This is a genomic window from Micromonospora sp. R311, assembly GCF_056780015.1.
The window spans coordinates 1-15,062 of record NZ_JBSWCE010000071.1; the positions used below are offsets into that span (position 1 = coordinate 1).

At 73.0% G+C, this 15,062-nt stretch carries 14 protein-coding genes and 2 tRNA genes; 6 read left to right on the forward strand and 10 right to left on the reverse strand.

From position 1 onward, the window contains the following. The first annotated feature begins 956 nt into the window (after positions 1-956). Positions 957-1,184, forward strand: a complete 228-nt coding sequence (locus AC1WTP_RS33370; RefSeq protein WP_481653215.1) for a hypothetical protein — start codon at positions 957-959, stop codon at positions 1,182-1,184. Between the two features lie 6 nt (positions 1,185-1,190). On the opposite strand, the gene AC1WTP_RS33375 is transcribed toward AC1WTP_RS33370, so the two are convergent. From AC1WTP_RS33375 to AC1WTP_RS33400, 6 genes are all read right to left on the reverse strand, one after another. Continuing rightward, positions 1,191-1,988, reverse strand: a complete 798-nt coding sequence (locus AC1WTP_RS33375) for a carbon-nitrogen hydrolase family protein (protein ID WP_481653216.1) — start codon at positions 1,986-1,988, stop codon at positions 1,191-1,193. Positions 1,989-2,094: 106 nt separating this feature from the next. Continuing rightward, the gene (clpX, locus tag AC1WTP_RS33380; RefSeq protein WP_447137759.1) at positions 2,095-3,390 is read right to left on the reverse strand and encodes an ATP-dependent Clp protease ATP-binding subunit ClpX; all 1,296 of its coding nucleotides are present in this window, start codon (positions 3,388-3,390) and stop codon (positions 2,095-2,097) included. Positions 3,391-3,596: 206 nt separating this feature from the next. Further along, a complete protein-coding gene (locus AC1WTP_RS33385) occupies positions 3,597-4,259 on the reverse strand; it encodes an ATP-dependent Clp protease proteolytic subunit (RefSeq protein ID WP_481653217.1) in 663 nt (220 codons plus the stop codon). A gap of 10 nt (positions 4,260-4,269) precedes the next feature. Then, positions 4,270-4,911: an ATP-dependent Clp protease proteolytic subunit gene (locus AC1WTP_RS33390; RefSeq protein WP_447137761.1), complete on the reverse strand. Its 642-nt coding sequence runs from the start codon at positions 4,909-4,911 to the stop codon at positions 4,270-4,272. 174 nt (positions 4,912-5,085) lie between these two features. Further along, positions 5,086-6,432, reverse strand: coding sequence for a trigger factor (tig, locus tag AC1WTP_RS33395; protein ID WP_481653218.1), 1,347 nt, complete (start codon positions 6,430-6,432; stop codon positions 5,086-5,088). Between the two features lie 137 nt (positions 6,433-6,569). Beyond that, positions 6,570-6,643: transfer RNA gene (locus AC1WTP_RS33400), tRNA-Pro, on the reverse strand. A 319-nt stretch (positions 6,644-6,962) separates the two neighbouring features. On the opposite strand from AC1WTP_RS33400, the gene AC1WTP_RS33405 reads away from it, so the two are divergent. Next, positions 6,963-7,036 (forward strand) — tRNA-Gly (locus AC1WTP_RS33405). Here the strand turns inward: AC1WTP_RS33405 and AC1WTP_RS33410 are convergent. The 3 genes from AC1WTP_RS33410 to AC1WTP_RS33420 form a co-directional block, all read right to left on the reverse strand. Next, entirely contained in the window at positions 6,988-7,401 is a 414-nt protein-coding gene (locus AC1WTP_RS33410; RefSeq protein ID WP_481653226.1) for an epoxide hydrolase N-terminal domain-containing protein, read from the reverse strand. The two genes, AC1WTP_RS33405 and AC1WTP_RS33410, sit on opposite strands and share 49 nt — an antisense overlap. Continuing rightward, positions 7,337-7,858, reverse strand: coding sequence for a GNAT family N-acetyltransferase (locus AC1WTP_RS33415; protein WP_481653219.1), 522 nt, complete (start codon positions 7,856-7,858; stop codon positions 7,337-7,339). The genes AC1WTP_RS33410 and AC1WTP_RS33415 overlap by 65 nt, the downstream gene beginning before the upstream one ends. Positions 7,859-8,112: 254 nt before the next feature. Next, positions 8,113-8,910, reverse strand: coding sequence for a S1 family peptidase (locus AC1WTP_RS33420; protein WP_481653220.1), 798 nt, complete (start codon positions 8,908-8,910; stop codon positions 8,113-8,115). Positions 8,911-9,141: 231 nt separating this feature from the next. On the opposite strand from AC1WTP_RS33420, the gene AC1WTP_RS33425 reads away from it, so the two are divergent. Both AC1WTP_RS33425 and AC1WTP_RS33430 read left to right on the forward strand, forming a co-directional pair. Then, positions 9,142-12,198 (forward strand): Hsp70 family protein, encoded by a 3,057-nt coding sequence (locus AC1WTP_RS33425; RefSeq protein ID WP_481653221.1) that lies wholly within the window; start codon positions 9,142-9,144, stop codon positions 12,196-12,198. A 51-nt stretch (positions 12,199-12,249) separates the two neighbouring features. Continuing rightward, complete coding sequence (locus AC1WTP_RS33430) at positions 12,250-12,516, forward strand: hypothetical protein (protein WP_481653222.1); 267 nt, start codon at positions 12,250-12,252, stop codon at positions 12,514-12,516. Positions 12,517-12,680: 164 nt separating this feature from the next. Here AC1WTP_RS33430 and AC1WTP_RS33435 read toward each other — a convergent pair whose 3' ends face one another. Continuing rightward, positions 12,681-13,250, reverse strand: a complete 570-nt coding sequence (locus AC1WTP_RS33435) for a hypothetical protein (protein WP_481653223.1) — start codon at positions 13,248-13,250, stop codon at positions 12,681-12,683. A gap of 112 nt (positions 13,251-13,362) precedes the next feature. Here AC1WTP_RS33435 and AC1WTP_RS33440 point away from each other — a divergent pair, with 112 nt between their 5' ends. Then, positions 13,363-14,583, forward strand: coding sequence for a GNAT family N-acetyltransferase (locus AC1WTP_RS33440; RefSeq protein ID WP_481653224.1), 1,221 nt, complete (start codon positions 13,363-13,365; stop codon positions 14,581-14,583). Between the two features lie 24 nt (positions 14,584-14,607). Next, complete coding sequence (locus tag AC1WTP_RS33445) at positions 14,608-14,940, forward strand: hypothetical protein (RefSeq protein WP_481653225.1); 333 nt, start codon at positions 14,608-14,610, stop codon at positions 14,938-14,940. The last annotated feature ends 122 nt before the right edge of the window (positions 14,941-15,062 follow it).

Sequence of the window (15,062 nt, forward strand, 5' to 3'; positions counted from 1 at the left end):
CCGGGGTATCAATCAAATTGGCACTGGCTTATCAAGCACCCTGTTGAGTTCTCAAAGAACAACCACACACCATCCGGCATCCCACTATCTGGGACCCCGTCCGGGGCAACCTCTCAAACTTACCCGGTCCGCTCCGCGCCGTCAACCTCGGTCCGAGGTGATCAACTTGGCTCGTTCCGGACCCACGTTGACGCACGCCGTAACTGGCGGTCGTTTCTGTCGTGGGAAGCCGCAGACCGACCGATCGCCGCTTCGCGGCCATCCGCCCGGCTCCTGCCGGCTTCAGAACTCTACCCGGTCGGCTTCGCGACCGCAACCCCGTCTTGCCGGAGTAGCCGCACCGCCCGGTCCCAGCCTCGCTCGGCGTCTCCGCCACGAGCCTGGTGCCCGCTCTCGGCCGGTTTGTCCGGCCTCCCGCGTGCAGAGAGAAAGTTACGCGGCGGGCCCCCGGAAGGCAAATCAACGCTCGCCACTGGATCGGCGCGCCGTGCCGGAAGCCCGGTACGGGTTGCAACGCCGAGGGCCACGCCTGCATTCCGCGTGACGCCGGCGGTCGGGGGTGTCGCAGCCCGACTCAACCTCCAACGGCCGGCGCCACCGCATGTTCCCGCGGCGCCACCGCTGTCCGACGATCTCAACGCCCGGCTCCCCGGAGCCATTCCGCGGAATGCCGGCGCTGAGCCAACCGACTCAACCGCCGAAGGGAGTCACCGCACATTCCCGCGGCGCCACCGCTGCCGGTGCAACGCCCGGCTCCGCGGAGCCATTTCTCCGGCGGTGTGGCAGCCGACTCAACCGCCGATGGCCGGGCGTCACCCCACGGTCCGCTGCCGGTTGCTGTCGCACGATCTCAACGCCCGGCTCTCCGAGAGCACTCCGCAGGGACGCCGGGACGGCTCGGGTGCTGGTCGGTGCACCGGTCCCGAAAGCGGCCGCGACGTGCCAGAGTGTTCGGCATGGATGACGTGTCCCGGCTTCCGGCGGCGGTGCTCGCCGAGGAGGCGCTGCTCGGGCTGCTGCTGCCGTTCTGGCAGCTGGTCATCGGCGCCTTCGTGGTCTTCGTCGTCCTGGCCTCGGTGGCCCGGCTGGTGCGGCGCGGGCCCTCCCGGATGAGCACCGCCCTGCTCGTCACGGCGGCGGCGATCGCCGGCTTCGCGCTGGTGGGCGTGCTGCTGCAGGGGTGAGGCCGGTCAGAGCCGACGGTTGGCCAGGCTCGGCAGCTCGGCACGGATGGTCCGCTGCCGCTCCAGGTCGAGATCCGCGACGGCGAAGCCGGGACCGTCCGGCACCTGGCTGAGCACGGTTCCCCAGGGGTCAATCACCATGCTGCGCCCGAAACAGGTCCGGCCCGGCTCGTGGTCGCCGGTCTGGCCGGCCGCGGCGACGAAACACTGGTTCTCGATGGCCCGCGCCCGCAGCAGCACCTCCCAGTGGTCCCGCCCGGTGTGCAGCATGAACGCCGCCGGCACGACCAGCAGCTGGGCCCCGCCCTCGGTGGCGAGTTGCCGGTAGAGCTCCGGGAAGCGCAGGTCGTAGCAGATCGACAACCCCACCCGTAGCCCCTCGACGTCGACCACCACCGGCTGGTCGCCCGCCGCCACGGTGGCCGACTCGAGGTACGAGACCCGGCCGGGGATCTCCACGTCGTACAGGTGGATCTTGCGATAGCTGGCGGCGAGCGCGCCCGCGCGGTCGAACACCAGCGAGGTGTTCCAGGTGTGCGCCGGATCCGGGCCGGCCTCGTGGAAGGAGCCGGCGATCAGCCAGATGCCGAGCCGCCGGGCGACGTCGGCGAAGAAGGCGCCCACCTCGCCGTCGACCGGTTCCGGCTCCGGCAGCCCGGCGGCCGGGCCCAGGTAGTCGACGTACTCCGGCAGGACCGCCAGGTCCGCGCCGGCGGCCGCCGCGCGCTCCACCAGGGCCGCCGCGGCGGCGAGGTTGGCCTTCCGGTCGTCGCGGGCGTTCAGCTGGCAGACGGCGACACGCATGGCCTTCAGCGTACGGCCGGGAACGCCACCGCGACAGCGTCAGCTGACGCGGCTGGCCGGCTCGCCAGCGCCTCGGCGGCTATCGTCGGGCGCCCTGCCCCGCGGCTCAGGCGGACTTCTCCTCGCGGTCCCGCCGGGCGCGCCGGCCGGTGAACTCGCGCGGAACGATCGTCGGGTTGACGTTCTCCAGGACGACCTCGCGGGTGATCAGCACCCGGGCGGCGTCCGGGTTGCTCGGCACCTCGTACATCACGGAGAGCAGGACCTCCTCCATGATCGCGCGGAGGCCGCGGGCACCCGTGCCACGCAGCATCGCCTGGTCGGCGATCGCCTCGAGCGCGGGCTGCTCGAACTCCAGCTCGACGCCGTCCAGCTCGAAGAGGCGCTGGTACTGCCGGACCAGCGCGTTGCGCGGCTCGGTGAGGATCCGTACCAGGGCGGTGCGGTCGAGGCTGCGCACGTTGGTGATCACCGGGAGGCGGCCGATGAACTCCGGGATCAACCCGAACTTCAGCATGTCCTCCGGCATGACCTGGCTGAAGATGTCGTCGGTCGACCGCTCGGAGACCGACCGGAGCCGGGCGCCGAAGCCGGTGCCGCCGTGGCCGGTGCGGGCCTCGATGATCTGGTCGAGCCCGGCGAAGGCACCGCCGCAGATGAAGAGCACGTTGGTGGTGTCGATCTGGATGAACTCCTGGTGCGGGTGCTTGCGCCCGCCCTGCGGCGGCACGTTGGCCACCGTGCCTTCCAGCATCTTCAGCAACGCCTGCTGGACGCCCTCACCGGAGACGTCCCGCGTGATCGACGGGTTCTCCGACTTGCGGGCGATCTTGTCGACCTCGTCGATGTAGATGATGCCCGTCTCGGCGCGCTTGATGTCGTAGTCCGCGGCCTGGATCAGCTTGAGGAGGATGTTCTCCACGTCCTCGCCGACGTAACCGGCCTCGGTGAGCGCGGTGGCGTCGGCGATGGCGAACGGCACGTTCAGCATCCGCGCCAGGGTCTGCGCCAGGTGGGTCTTGCCACAGCCGGTCGGGCCCAGCAACAGGATGTTGGACTTGGCCAGCTCGACGGCGTCGCTGCCGGAGCCCGGCGCGCCGGCCGCCTCGGCCTGGATCCGCTTGTAGTGGTTGTAGACCGCGACGGCGAGCGCCTTCTTGGCCTGGTCCTGCCCCACGACGTAGTTGTCGAGGAACTGGCAGATCTCCATCGGCTTGGGAAGCTCTTCCCACTTCACCTCGCCGGACTCGGCCAGCTCCTCTTCGATGATCTCGTTACAGAGGTCGATGCACTCGTCGCAGATGTAGACCCCGGGGCCCGCGATGAGCTTCTTGACCTGCTTCTGCGACTTGCCGCAGAAGGAGCATTTCAGTAGGTCGCCGCCGTCACCGATCCGTGCCACCTACGTTCTCCCTGCACTCATCGGCCGGGGACCCGGCCATGACCTGCGAACGTCTAACCCGTCCGCCTCATTCACCCCGCCGGTCGACCAGCGAAGCGGTTCAGACCCGACGTTACCCGCTGGCGGAGCATTCTCCGACCCCCAAAACGGGTGTGTCAGAGGTCGGCCGGGAGCGATCTCCCGGCCGACCTCCGACCCGGTACTGATCAGCTGGCCGCGTTGGCCGCCAGCAGGCCCTTCTTGCGGCTGGTGAGGATGGTGTCCACCAGCCCGTACTCCTTGGACTCCTCGGCCGTCATGATCTTGTCACGGTCGATGTCCTTGCGGACCTTCTCCAGCGGCTGGTTGCAGTGCCGGGAGAGCATCTCCTCCAGCTGGGTCCGCATCCGCAGGATCTCCCGAGCCTGGATCTCGATGTCCGAGCCCTGCCCGTAGCCGCCCTCGGTGGCCGGCTGGTGGATGATGATCCGGGAGTTGGGCAGCGCCATCCGCTTGCCCGGGGTGCCCGCGGAGAGCAGCACCGCCGCCGCGCTGGCGGCCTGGCCCAGGCAGACCGTCTGGATGTCCGGCCGGACGTACTGCATGGTGTCGTAGATCGCCGTCATGGCGGTGAACGAACCACCCGGTGAGTTGATGTACATGATGATGTCGCGGTCCGGGTCGGTGCCCTCGAGCGTCAGCAGCTGGGCCATCACGTCGTTGGCCGACGCGTCGTCGACCTGGACGCCGAGGAAGATGATCCGGTCCTCGAAGAGCTTGTTGTACGGGTTCGACTCCTTGACCCCGTACGACGTGCGCTCGACGAACGACGGCAGGACGTAGCGGTTGTGCACGGCCGCGAACTGGGGCGGCAGGCTCAGATCGGTCATCGTCAGCTCCTCAGCTCAGGGTCCCGGCGCCATCCGGAACCTGGGCGGCCCCGATGATCACCTTGTCGATGAAGCCGTAGTCCATGGCCTCCTGGGCGGTGAACCAGCGGTCCCGGTCCGAATCCGCCTCGATCTGCGCCTGGCTCTGGCCGGTGTGGAAGGCGACCCGCTCCTGGAACATCCGCTTGGTGTAGAGCATCTGCTCCGCCTGGATGGCGATGTCGGACGCGGTGCCGCCCAGACCTCCGGAGGGCTGGTGCATCATGATCCGCGCGTGCGGCAGGGCGTAACGCTTGCCCTTGGTGCCGGCGCAGAGCAGCAGCTGGCCCATGGAGGCCGCCATGCCCATCGCGACGGTCGACACGTCGTTGTCGATGAACTGCATGGTGTCGTAGATCGCCATGCCGGAGTAGACCGAGCCACCCGGCGAGTTGATCCAGAGGTTGATGTCGCGGTCCGGGTCCTCCGCGGCGAGCAGCAGCAGCTGCGCGCAGATGCGGTTGGCGACCTGGTCGGTCACCTCGCTGCCCAGGAAGATGATCCGCTCCTTGAGCAACCGGTTGTAGACCGAGTCGTCGAGGTTGCCAATGTTGTCGCCACCGCGGGCCTCGATCGCCCGGAGCGGCTTCGCTGGGATGTGCATGTCGGTCATGGCAGCCCTTCGCTCTCCGTACCGTCTCACCCGACACTAACCGCTCGGCCGGGCAGCAGAGTCCCGGTCGGGGCACTGTTCGCTCTCAGCGCAGCTGAGCCGCAAAGGCGTACCCCGGAAAGGGTTTCGGCCGTCGTCCACCGCGAGCGGCGGACGACGGCCGGCACCCGACGATCAGTGCTCGTGGTCGTGCTCGGCCTCGCCCGCGGCGCGCAGCGCGTCGAGCGTCACCTCGTTGCCGGCGGTGTCCGTGATCTTGATCCGCTCCATGACCGAGGCCAGTGCCTTGCCGCGGCGGACGTCGCCGAAGACGGCGCCGGCTGCGCCGGACTGGACCAGCTGGTCGTAGTACTGCTGCGGAGCCATCCCGGCGCGCTGGGCCCGGTGCACGATCTCGTGGCCGAACTCGTCGTCGGAGACCTGGACGTCCTCGGCGTCGGCGAGGGTGTCCAGCAGCAGCTGGACCTTGACGCCCTGGGTCGCCGCCTCGGTCAGCTCGGCGTCGATCTGCTCCTCGGTCTTCTCCTCGGCGGCGAGGTACTCCTCCAGCGAGGCGCCGATCCGCTCGAGCTGGTCGACCATCGCCTGCTTGCGGCTGTCGACCTCCTCGCGGACGACCCCCTCCGGCGCCGGCACCTCGGCGGCGGCGACCAGCTGCTCGAGAGCCTTGTCCCGGGCGGCGTAGATCTGCTCGACGCGCTTGCCGCGGGTGACCCGCTCCCGCAGGTCGTCCCGGAGCTCCTGCATGGTGTCGAACTCGCTCGCCATCTGGGCGAACTCGTCGTTGAGCTCCGGCAGCTCCTTCTCCTTGACGGTGCGCACGGTCACCGCCACCTCGGCGTCGCGGCCGGCGAAGTCGCCGCCGACGAGCTGGGTGGTGAAGGTGGTGCTCTCGCCGGCGGCCAGGCCGACGACGGCCTCGTCCAGGCCCGGCAGCAGCTGCTTGCTGCCCACCTCGTGGGAGATGTTGCTCGCCGAACCGCCCGGCACGTCCTCGCCGTCGACGGTCGCGTTCAGGTCGATCTGGACGTAGTCGCCCTCCTGGGCGGCGCGCTCGACGGTCTTGAGCGTGGCGAACCGCTCGCGCAGGTTCTTGACCTGCTCCTCGATCTCGCTGTCGTCGATCTGCAGCTCGTCGACGGTCACCTCGATGGTGGACAGGTCGGGCAGGGTGATCTCCGGCCGGACGTCGACCTCGGCGGTGAAGTTGAGCGAGTCACCGTCGTTGAACTCGGTGATCTCGACCTCGGGGCGACCGAGGGTCTTCAGGTCGTGCTCGCGGACCGCGGCGAGGATGTTCTGCGGGATGGCCTCCTGCACCGCCTCGTTGAGGACGGTGCCCCGGCCCACCCGCTGGTCGATCACGGCGGCCGGCACCTTGCCCCGACGGAAGCCGGGAACCTGCACCTGCGAACCGATCTCCCGGTACGCCTTCTTGAGGCTCGGCTCGAGCTCGACGAACGGCACCTCGATGGCGAGCCGCACGCGCGTCGGGCTCAGAGTCTCGACGGTGCTCTTCACAGGCGTACTCCTTGACGGATCTCGGTTGAGTCTGGGCGCAATTAGCCCATCGAGTGTAGGCGAGCCGGCCGGGGGCACCGGCAGCGCCCGGGCACCGCACGGACGGCGGGCCCGGTGACACCGGCCGCGGACGACAGTCGGGGTGGCGGGATTTGAACCCACGGCCCCTCGCTCCCAAAGCGAGTGCGCTACCAAGCTGCGCCACACCCCGTGGCGACGAGCAGTCTATGCCGTCGCGTCCCACCGGACGTGTCGGGTCCTCCCCCAACCCGCCGAACGCGCACCAACCGGACACCTTCCTCCCCGACCCGGCCCGGGTCGGGAGGCCCACGGAGGCGCACCGACCCCCACGAGGCGCGCCTACCTCCACGAGGCGACAACTTCGGGGAAGTAGTGGCCTCCGGGCGACGGGAGGCCACTACTTCCCCGAAGTTGCGTGGATCTTGACAATCGACGCGCCGGCACACGGCTGCGCGTCCGGCGGGGGCATTGGGTAGGCTGTCGACGCGCCCCGCGCTGCCGGGGCGTACGCGGGCGTAGCTCAATGGCAGAGCTTCAGTCTTCCAAACTGACGGTGCGGGTTCGATTCCCGTCGCCCGCTCCACCCACGAAGGCCCAGGCAGACCGCATGATCGCGGCACCTGGGCCATTCCACCTCTCGGGCGACCGGACGTGGGCGAGGTGAATGTTCGCACCGTCGATCGTGGTGACGAACTGCGGCCACTGGTTCAGCTCGACCTCCGCGGCCCGCCAGTCGTACCCGTGGCGCCAGTAGTGCACGAGCTCCCTGAGGTAGTCGCGCGGGACGCCGTACGCCCATCTCACACCCAGCAGTTCGTCGGGCCAGCGGGTGCGGTCGAGACGTTCGTGCAGATCGTCCAGATCGTCGGCGCCACACTCCTCCCTAGAGCCTGATCCAGTAGCGCCGCGCGGGCCCGAGTTCGGTGTCCCGGACGCCCTCGAGGACACCGCCGTGGTGTTCGATCGTCCTCGCCGACGCGATGTTCTCCTCCGCGCAGACGATCAGCACCCGGTCCAGGCCGTCCCGCCGCGCCACATCGAGCATCCGGCCCAGCGCCCACGTCGCCAGGCCGCGCCGGCGCGCGGACGGCCGGATGCCGTAGCCGACGTGGCCGACCCGCAGCACGAAGTCGTCGAGCCCGTGTCGCAGCGCGATCCCACCGAGCACCCGGTCGCCCTCGACGATCCACCGGTACGTGCACCCGCGCCGGCCGGCGTCCGGCCGGTTCGCCGGATCCCGCTTGTCAGCCAGCCGGGCCACCCAGGCCGCGAAGCCGCCCAGCGAGTCCACCTCATCGGACGGCCGCAGTCCGAACCCGTCCTCGTGGACGCCGGGGCCCCACTCGTCACGCGCCTCGAGCCAGGCGGCGTGCAGGCGGACGGTGGGTGCGATCAGCTCGGGCATCCGGCGACGATAGCGGCCCGGACCGGGACGTGCGGGAAGCGATCAGTCCTTGCCGGGTCTCCGGCCTGGCGGGCAGCAGCGCCGTGCGGCCACGCCGGACTGGCGGTTCGCGACGGCGGACCGGCCTCGACGCGGACGAGCAGCGTCGTAGGAGCACGCGGGCCCTGCGGGTGTTCCCGCCACTGCGGTGGGCGGGAGCCGGCAGGCCGATGGCCCGGCCGCCGGACGCGGCCGGGCCACCGACGTCGTACGACTCAGCCGCCGAGACTGGCGGCGGCCGACGCGATCGCCGAGGCGAAGGTGCTCACCTGGGTGTAGACGCCGGGGTAGTTGGGTCGGGCGCAGCCGTAGCCCCAACTGACGATGCCGACCTGGATCCAGGCGTTGGAGGCGTCCCGGCGGAACATCGGGCCGCCGGAGTCACCCTGGCAGGTGTCGACGCCGCCGCTGGCGTAGCCGGCGCAGATCTCCTCGCTCGGGATGATGTCGCCGCCGTAGTAGTTGTTGCAGGTGGTGTCGTCGACGAAGGGGACGGTCGCCTTGAGCAGGTAGCGCTGCTGCGGGCCGCCCTCCCGGGCCGCACCCCAGCCCGCCACGGTGAAGGTGCCGTTGTCGTACGCCGTGGTGTTGGCGATCTTGAGGGTGCTGAGCGAGGTGACCGGGGTGGCGAGCCGGATCAGCGCCCAGTCCTTGCCGGCGCCGTTGTAGCCGGGCGCCCGGTAGACGTAGTTGGACCGGACCTGGATCCGGCTCGAGGACTGGAGGTCGACCACGCCGAGGGTGGCGGTGATGCTGGTGTTGGTGCCGGTACGGCCGACGCAGTGCGCCGCGGTGAGCACCAGCCGCGGGCTGTAGAGGGCGCCGCCGCAGCCCATCGAGAGCCGGACCATGAACGGGAACTCGCCCTGGGCGGCCCGGGTCCCGCCGACGACGTACGGGGTCATCCCGTCGTCCGGCGCCGCGTTGGCCGGCACGGCCGCCACGAACGTTCCGGCGGTGACCACCGCCAACACGGCCGCCATCCGGCCGACGAGTCTGCGCCAACGCACCATTGGTCCCCTCCAAGCCTCGACGGCGCGCTTCGTGACCGCGCCGTAGCTGTGATGGCGGGAGCCTACGCACCTCTATCGATAAATGGCAATGTATGGATTCCATCCCGGCTCGGTCATACGGCGCCCACCGACGGGCCCGGCGCGTCGGCCCGACCGGCCGACCCCCCGGGCGGCGCGGGCTGCGTACCATGCGGGACCGGGCATCCCCCCGTCCCGCGGAGGTATCGGCAGATGGCAGGCCAGCACGAGGGATACGCCCTCGGCGTCGACCTCGGCACGTCGAACACGGTGGCCGTGCTCCGCCGCCCCGACGGTCAGACCCGTCCACTGTTGCTGGACGGCCAGCCGATCATTCCCTCCGGTGTGTACGCCGACGCGGACGGGGTGCTGCACGCCGGCCGCGACGCCCAGCGGCTGGCCCGCACCGAGCCCGGCCGGTACGAGCCGCACCCCAAGCGCCGCATCGACGAACCGGCGGTGGCCCTGGGCGACCGTCGGTATCCGCCCGCGGAACTGCTCGCCGCGACGCTGCACGCGGTGGCCCGGGCGGCGGTCGAGGCGATCGGTTTCCTGCCCGAGGCGGTGCTCACCTGCCCGGCCACCTGGGACGCGCCGCGCCGCCAGGTGCTCAGCGACGCGCTCGCCCTGGCCGGCTGGCCGTCCGCGGCCGAGCACACCATGTCCGGCCCCACCCCGCCCGGGACCCGGCTGCTGCGGGAGCCGGTGGCCGCCGCCCGCTACTACACCCAGGTGCTCCGCCGGCCCGTGCCGGTCGGCGGCGCCATCGGGGTCTTCGACTTCGGCGCCGGCACCCTGGACGTCGCCGTGCTCCGCAACGAGGGCGCCGACCCGTGGGGCGACTCGGGGTTCGTCGTGGTGGCCGCGGGGGGCGCCGCCGACCTCGGTGGGCTGGACGTGGACGCGGCCCTGTTCGCCCGGCTCGGCGAGGTGGTCGCGGGCGGGCACCCGGCCCGCTGGGCGACGCTCACCCGACCGGAGTCGGCGACCCAGTGGCGGGAGCGGCACCAGCTCTGGGAGAACGTCCGGGGCGCCAAGGAGATGCTGTCCCGGGCCGCCGTCGCGCCGGTCGCCGTACCGGGGGTGGAGGCGGCCGTCCCGCTCACCCGGGACGACCTGGAGCGGGTGGCCACCCCGCTGCTGCGCCGGGCCGTGGCGGTGACCCGGGAGGTGATCGACGCGGCCGGCCTGCACCCCCGGCAGCTCGCCGGCCTCTTCCTGGTCGGCGGCGCCACCCGGACCCCGTTGGTGGCCCGGCTGCTGCACGCCGAGCTCGGGGTGGCGCCGACCGTGCTGGAGCAGCCGGAGCTGCCGGTGGCCGAGGGCGCGCTGACCGACCTGCCGGTGCCACGACCCGCGCGGGTCGCGGCCGGTTTCGGCGCCCCCGCGGTCGCCCCGCCGCCACCTGCCCCGGCCCCGCCACCCGTTCCGGCCGCGGCACCGGTAGCGATCCCGGGCGACGGGGCCGTCGTGCCCGCCGGGACTCCGGCGCAGACCAGCCCGGCGGCACCGCACCCGACCAGCCCGGCGGCACCGCACCCGACCAGCGCGGCCGCGCCGCCGCCGGTTCCGGCCGGGCCGCCGCCGCATGCCGGGCCCGCCGCGCACCCCACCAGCCCCGCCGCACCGCCACCGGCCGCCCCGGCGCCGGCGCAGCAGGCCGTCCCGTCGACGCCGGGCGCGGCCGCCACGGCACCGACCGTCCCGGCGGCCCCCGCCGGGACCGGCGCGCCGCCCGCGGCCACGCTGGTCGGCCCGCCCCCGCCCCCCGCCACGCTCGCCGAGCCGCGGCCGCCGGTCGCCGGGCCGTCCGGGGTACCCCCGGCGGGGCCAGGCGCGCCGCCGCCGGGCTGGCCGGGCGTACCCGTCTCCGGCGCGCCGGTGTCGCCTCCGCCCGGCGGCCCGGGAACCTCCCGCCGCCGGGCGCTGTGGATCACGCTCGGTGCCGTGCTGGCGCTGGCCGGAGTGACCGTCGCGGCGGTGCTGTACTGGACCCGGGACCGCTATCCGGCCCTGGAGTGGCAGAACCCGGTCGCCGAGGTGAAGCGCGTGGCCGCCGGGGCGGAACGCCCGACGGACATGTTCACCGCGGTCCTCGGCGACCGCGCCTATCTCGCCCACCTGCTGCCGGACGGCCGGCTCGAGGTGTTCGCGGTCGACACCCGCACCGGCACGCAGCGGTGGCGCCGGCAGACCGAGGTGTCCGCGCAGCGGTGGGAGCGGATCGTCGCCCTCCCGGGCGCGGTCGCGGTCTTCGCCGAGGCCCGCTCCAGCGACACCCCGCGGGACCTGGTGGTCCTCGACGGCGCGTCCGGCGACCAGCGGTGGGTCCACCCGATCCGGGGCGACGACGCCGTGCTCTTCGCCGAGGACGTCGTGGTGCTGGTCGACCGGACCCTGGACCGGCTGGTCGGGCTGCGCCTGGACGACAAGGCGGAGGTCTGGACGGAGCCCAACCCGCGCGACGAGCACGGCGGCGCCCGCACCAGCGTCCACCCGGTCACCACCGACGAGGCACTGGGCGGACCCGCCTTCCCGAACGGGGCTCCCCGCGACCCGTGGCGGGGTGAGGCACGCCGGATCGTGCAGGTCGGCGCGGACCGCTCGGTGCGGCTGATCGACACGTCCACCGGGACGGAGATCCGCAGGCGGGACGGCGTGGCCGACCACGACGACCTCGTGGTGGCGCACGGGGACCGGCTCTACGTCGCCGCCGACGGGCCGCAGGAGTACCAGTTGCTGGCGTACGACCTGACCAGCGACGCGAAGCCGGAGCTGCTCTACACGGCGCCGGACGACCGGCGGCGACCGGAGGCGCTGGTGCCCTGCGGGGAGAAGCGGGTCTGCCTGCTGGAGGTGGCCGGTGGCGACGCGAAGACCACCGAGGTGGTGGCGGTCACCGAAGAGCGGGCAAAGCGCTGGCCGGCGCCGGGGGCCACCGTGCTGGTGCCGCTCGGTGAGCACCTGCTGGCCCGGCGCACCTCGCCGGAGCCGGCCGGCACGCTGTTCGCCCCGGACGGCCGGGTGGTGCTGCCGGACCGGGACGGCGTGCCGGTCCGGATCGACGCGGGCAACCTGCTGGTCTTCTCCGACCGGCTCAGCTCGGTGGAGGACGACCCCAGCGTCGCCGGCGTGCCGGCGAGTTCGGGCAAGGTGGTCGAGCTGGGGCAGCTCAAGGATGTGCGGAGCGACACCTGCTCGTGGAACACCAGCGTGGTGGTCTGCGGGGCGGCCAAGGACTTCGTGCTCTACCGGTTCGCCGGGCAGTAGCGCCGGAACGACGCCCGTTTTGCGCCGGGGCGCCCCGGGTAGGGCATCGGCATGGACACGAACACGAAGGCGCACCTGGTCGGCGGGCCCCGGGACGGCAGCACCCACGACGCGGGCGACAGCGCCCTGCTGGAGCTGAAGATCGACGGGATGATCCACCGGTACGTGCGGACCACGAAGCGGCACGGCGACGGCGGCACCCTCTACAACTACGACGGCATGGTGGCCCCGGGCGGCGGCGAGCCCGGCGTCGAGGACCCGGCGGCGCGGGTCGCCTCGCCCCGGGCGGATGCCGAGGGGCACCGCGGCAGCCACTGAGCCATCGATCAGCTACGCGGTCGGACCGTCCGATCACGGATGATCCGCGGCCGGCCGGGTAAGCAGCGCCATCCTGGTGGAGAAACGACCTCTGGTCGCGGGGCCCGCGACTGGACGCCCGGGCGGACGGCGACGTGCCGGCCGCCCGGGCGTACCGGGCCGGGTCAGTTGGTGGTGATCCAGTTCCAGGCCGACACGACCCACTCGGTCTGCTGCAGGTAGGCGATGCCGAGGCCGGTCAGGAAGACCGCCGTCACCAGGTGCGCGCCCCGGGCGCTGCGACGTACCCGGCCCAGCTGGCGCTCCAGCACCACCCGGCCGAGCAGCCGGATGAGCGCGAAGAGCCCGAGCGCCACCAGCAGGCTCAGCACGAAGATCATCAGCGGCCCGGTCAGGTTGCCGCCGCCGGAGATCGCCCAGATGCCCCAGCAGACGAAGGCGAAGAGCAGGCCGGCGGCACTCCACTCGCCGCCGCGCCGCAACTGCGCCAGGTGCCAGCTCATCGGCCGCCGCGGCGTCGACCCACCCGGCCAGCCGGTGCCGGTCGGCTCCTGGTGGACCACCGGGAACGGCTCGGTACGCGGCGTACCGGACCGGCCGACCGACGCCACCCCGGGCCGGAACGCGTCGCGCTGCGGCGGCGCTCCGGCACCGCGCTGCGGCGGCACCCCGACGCCCGGTTGCGGCGGCACCTCGACCGTCCGCTCCGCCCACGGCTGCGTCTGGTCTGCCATCTCGTCCCCTCCCCCTGGACCGGCGGCGGCCCACCGGTCGCCGTCCCGGTTCCGAGGGTAGCCAGCCGGCAAATCGGTCGCCGACTCCGCACCGGTCAGCTAGACACGACCGGTGACGAAATCCCCGCAACCCGCCCGCGCCGAGGACTTCGACGAGCTCGCCCGGATGCTCGGCGACCTGTTCCACGGCGGCTTCGACGCCGAGACGCACGAGCTCGAACGCGGCATCTTCGAGCCGGAGCGGGCGCTGCTGATCCGCGACGGCGCCGACCTGGTGGCCAGCGCCGCCGCCTTCAGCCGCGAACTCACCGTGCCCGGCGGCACCTTGCCGGCCGCCCACGTCACCATGGTCGGGGTGGTCCCGACGCACCGCCGCCAGGGCCTGCTCACCCGGCTGATGCGCCACCAGCTACGGCAGCTCCGGAACGCCGGTCGGGAGCCGGTCGCGGTGCTCTGGGCCAGCGAGGGACGGATCTACCCCCGGTTCGGCTACGGGCTGGCCGCGCAGCGGCTCGCCGTGGAGTGCGACACCACCGAGCTACGCCTGCCGGCGCCGGCGTCCGCCGCGGGCCGGCTGCGCTTGGACCGCCCGGCCGCGCGCCAGGCCGAGCTGGCCCGGGTGTACGACCGGGTACGCCCCGACCGGCCCGGCTGGTCGAGCCGGAACGACGCGTGGTGGCGGTACGTGCTCGGCGACCCGGCCGGGCGGCGCGGGGGCGCCACCGAGCGGCGGGTGGTGCTGCACGAAGGCCCCGACGGGGTCGACGGGTACGGGCTGTTCCGTACCCGGGCCGAGTGGGAGCGCGCCGGCCCGCGCGGGCACACCACGGTCGACGAGGTGGTGGCCGCCACGCCCGAGGCGTACGCGGCGCTGTGGCGGATGCTGCTCTCCATCGACCTGACCCGGCGGCTCACCTGCCGGGCGGCCGTGGACGAGCCGCTGCTGCGGCTGGTCCACGAGCCGCGCCGGCTCGGCGCCCAACTCGTCGACGCGCTCTGGCTGCGGGTGGTCGACGTACCGGCCGCGCTCGCCGCCCGCCGGTACGCCACGCCGGTGGACGTGGTGGTCGAGGTCACCGACGAGCTGCTGCCGGAGAACACCGGCCGGTGGCGGCTGACCGGCGGGCCGCGGGGCGCGGAGTGCGCGCCGACCGACCGGCCGGCGGAGCTCGCCTGCGACGTGCGCTGCCTCAGGGAGCTCTACCTCGGCGGGGTCGGGCTGGCCGCGCTGGCCGCCGCGGGCCGGGTCGGCGAGCTGCGTCCCGGCGCCCTGGCCACCGCCGGACCGGCCTTCGGCTGGCACCGCGCCCCGGCCGGCATGGAGGTGTTCTGACGCCGGGGGCGGTACGGTCGGCTGATGGGGGACGCGGAACGACGGCGGCGCCGGCTCAGACACTCCCCGGGCGGCGACCCGGCGGGGCCCGGCGACGGGCCGAGCGCGACCACCGCCGGGGTGCACGACGGCGGTGACCCGCCGCGCGGACGGCGCGGCGGCCCGCCCGAGGACCGCGAGGGTGAGCGGGGACTGCGCGGGCTGGTCGGCTCCGGCTCGTCCCAGGTGAGCGTCACCGCCGCCATGCGGGCCCGGGACGCCGCCCGGCCCGGCGAGGCCGACCTCGCCGAGGCCGAGGCGCGCGTGGTGATCGTCCGCCGCAACTGGGTGCCCCGGGAGGACCTCCCCCGCCGCTGAGCGGGCGGTCGCCGCACCGGCGACCGCGACGCCGGCCGGTTTCGGCTAGACGAGTAGTTCCGAATCCCGGTCAGTGGTCGTAGGCGATCAGTGACCGGGTGACGGGTGCGCCGGTCTTGTTG

Bases quoted from the DNA above. Each gene is read 5' to 3' on its own strand.
- AC1WTP_RS33430 (WP_481653222.1), top strand. From the start codon at position 12,250: ATGGACACGAACACGAAGGCGCACCTGGTCGGCGGGCCCCGGGACGGC.
- AC1WTP_RS33385 (WP_481653217.1), bottom strand. From the start codon at position 4,259: ATGACCGATCTGAGCCTGCCGCCCCAGTTCGCGGCCGTGCACAACCGC.
- AC1WTP_RS33375 (WP_481653216.1), bottom strand. From the start codon at position 1,988: ATGCGTGTCGCCGTCTGCCAGCTGAACGCCCGCGACGACCGGAAGGCC.
- AC1WTP_RS33390 (WP_447137761.1), bottom strand. From the start codon at position 4,911: ATGACCGACATGCACATCCCAGCGAAGCCGCTCCGGGCGATCGAGGCC.
- AC1WTP_RS33425 (WP_481653221.1), top strand. From the start codon at position 9,142: ATGGCAGGCCAGCACGAGGGATACGCCCTCGGCGTCGACCTCGGCACG.
- AC1WTP_RS33370 (WP_481653215.1), top strand. From the start codon at position 957: ATGGATGACGTGTCCCGGCTTCCGGCGGCGGTGCTCGCCGAGGAGGCG.
- AC1WTP_RS33445 (WP_481653225.1), top strand. From the start codon at position 14,608: ATGGGGGACGCGGAACGACGGCGGCGCCGGCTCAGACACTCCCCGGGC.
- AC1WTP_RS33435 (WP_481653223.1), bottom strand. From the start codon at position 13,250: ATGGCAGACCAGACGCAGCCGTGGGCGGAGCGGACGGTCGAGGTGCCG.
- AC1WTP_RS33420 (WP_481653220.1), bottom strand. From the start codon at position 8,910: ATGGTGCGTTGGCGCAGACTCGTCGGCCGGATGGCGGCCGTGTTGGCG.
- AC1WTP_RS33415 (WP_481653219.1), bottom strand. From the start codon at position 7,858: ATGCCCGAGCTGATCGCACCCACCGTCCGCCTGCACGCCGCCTGGCTC.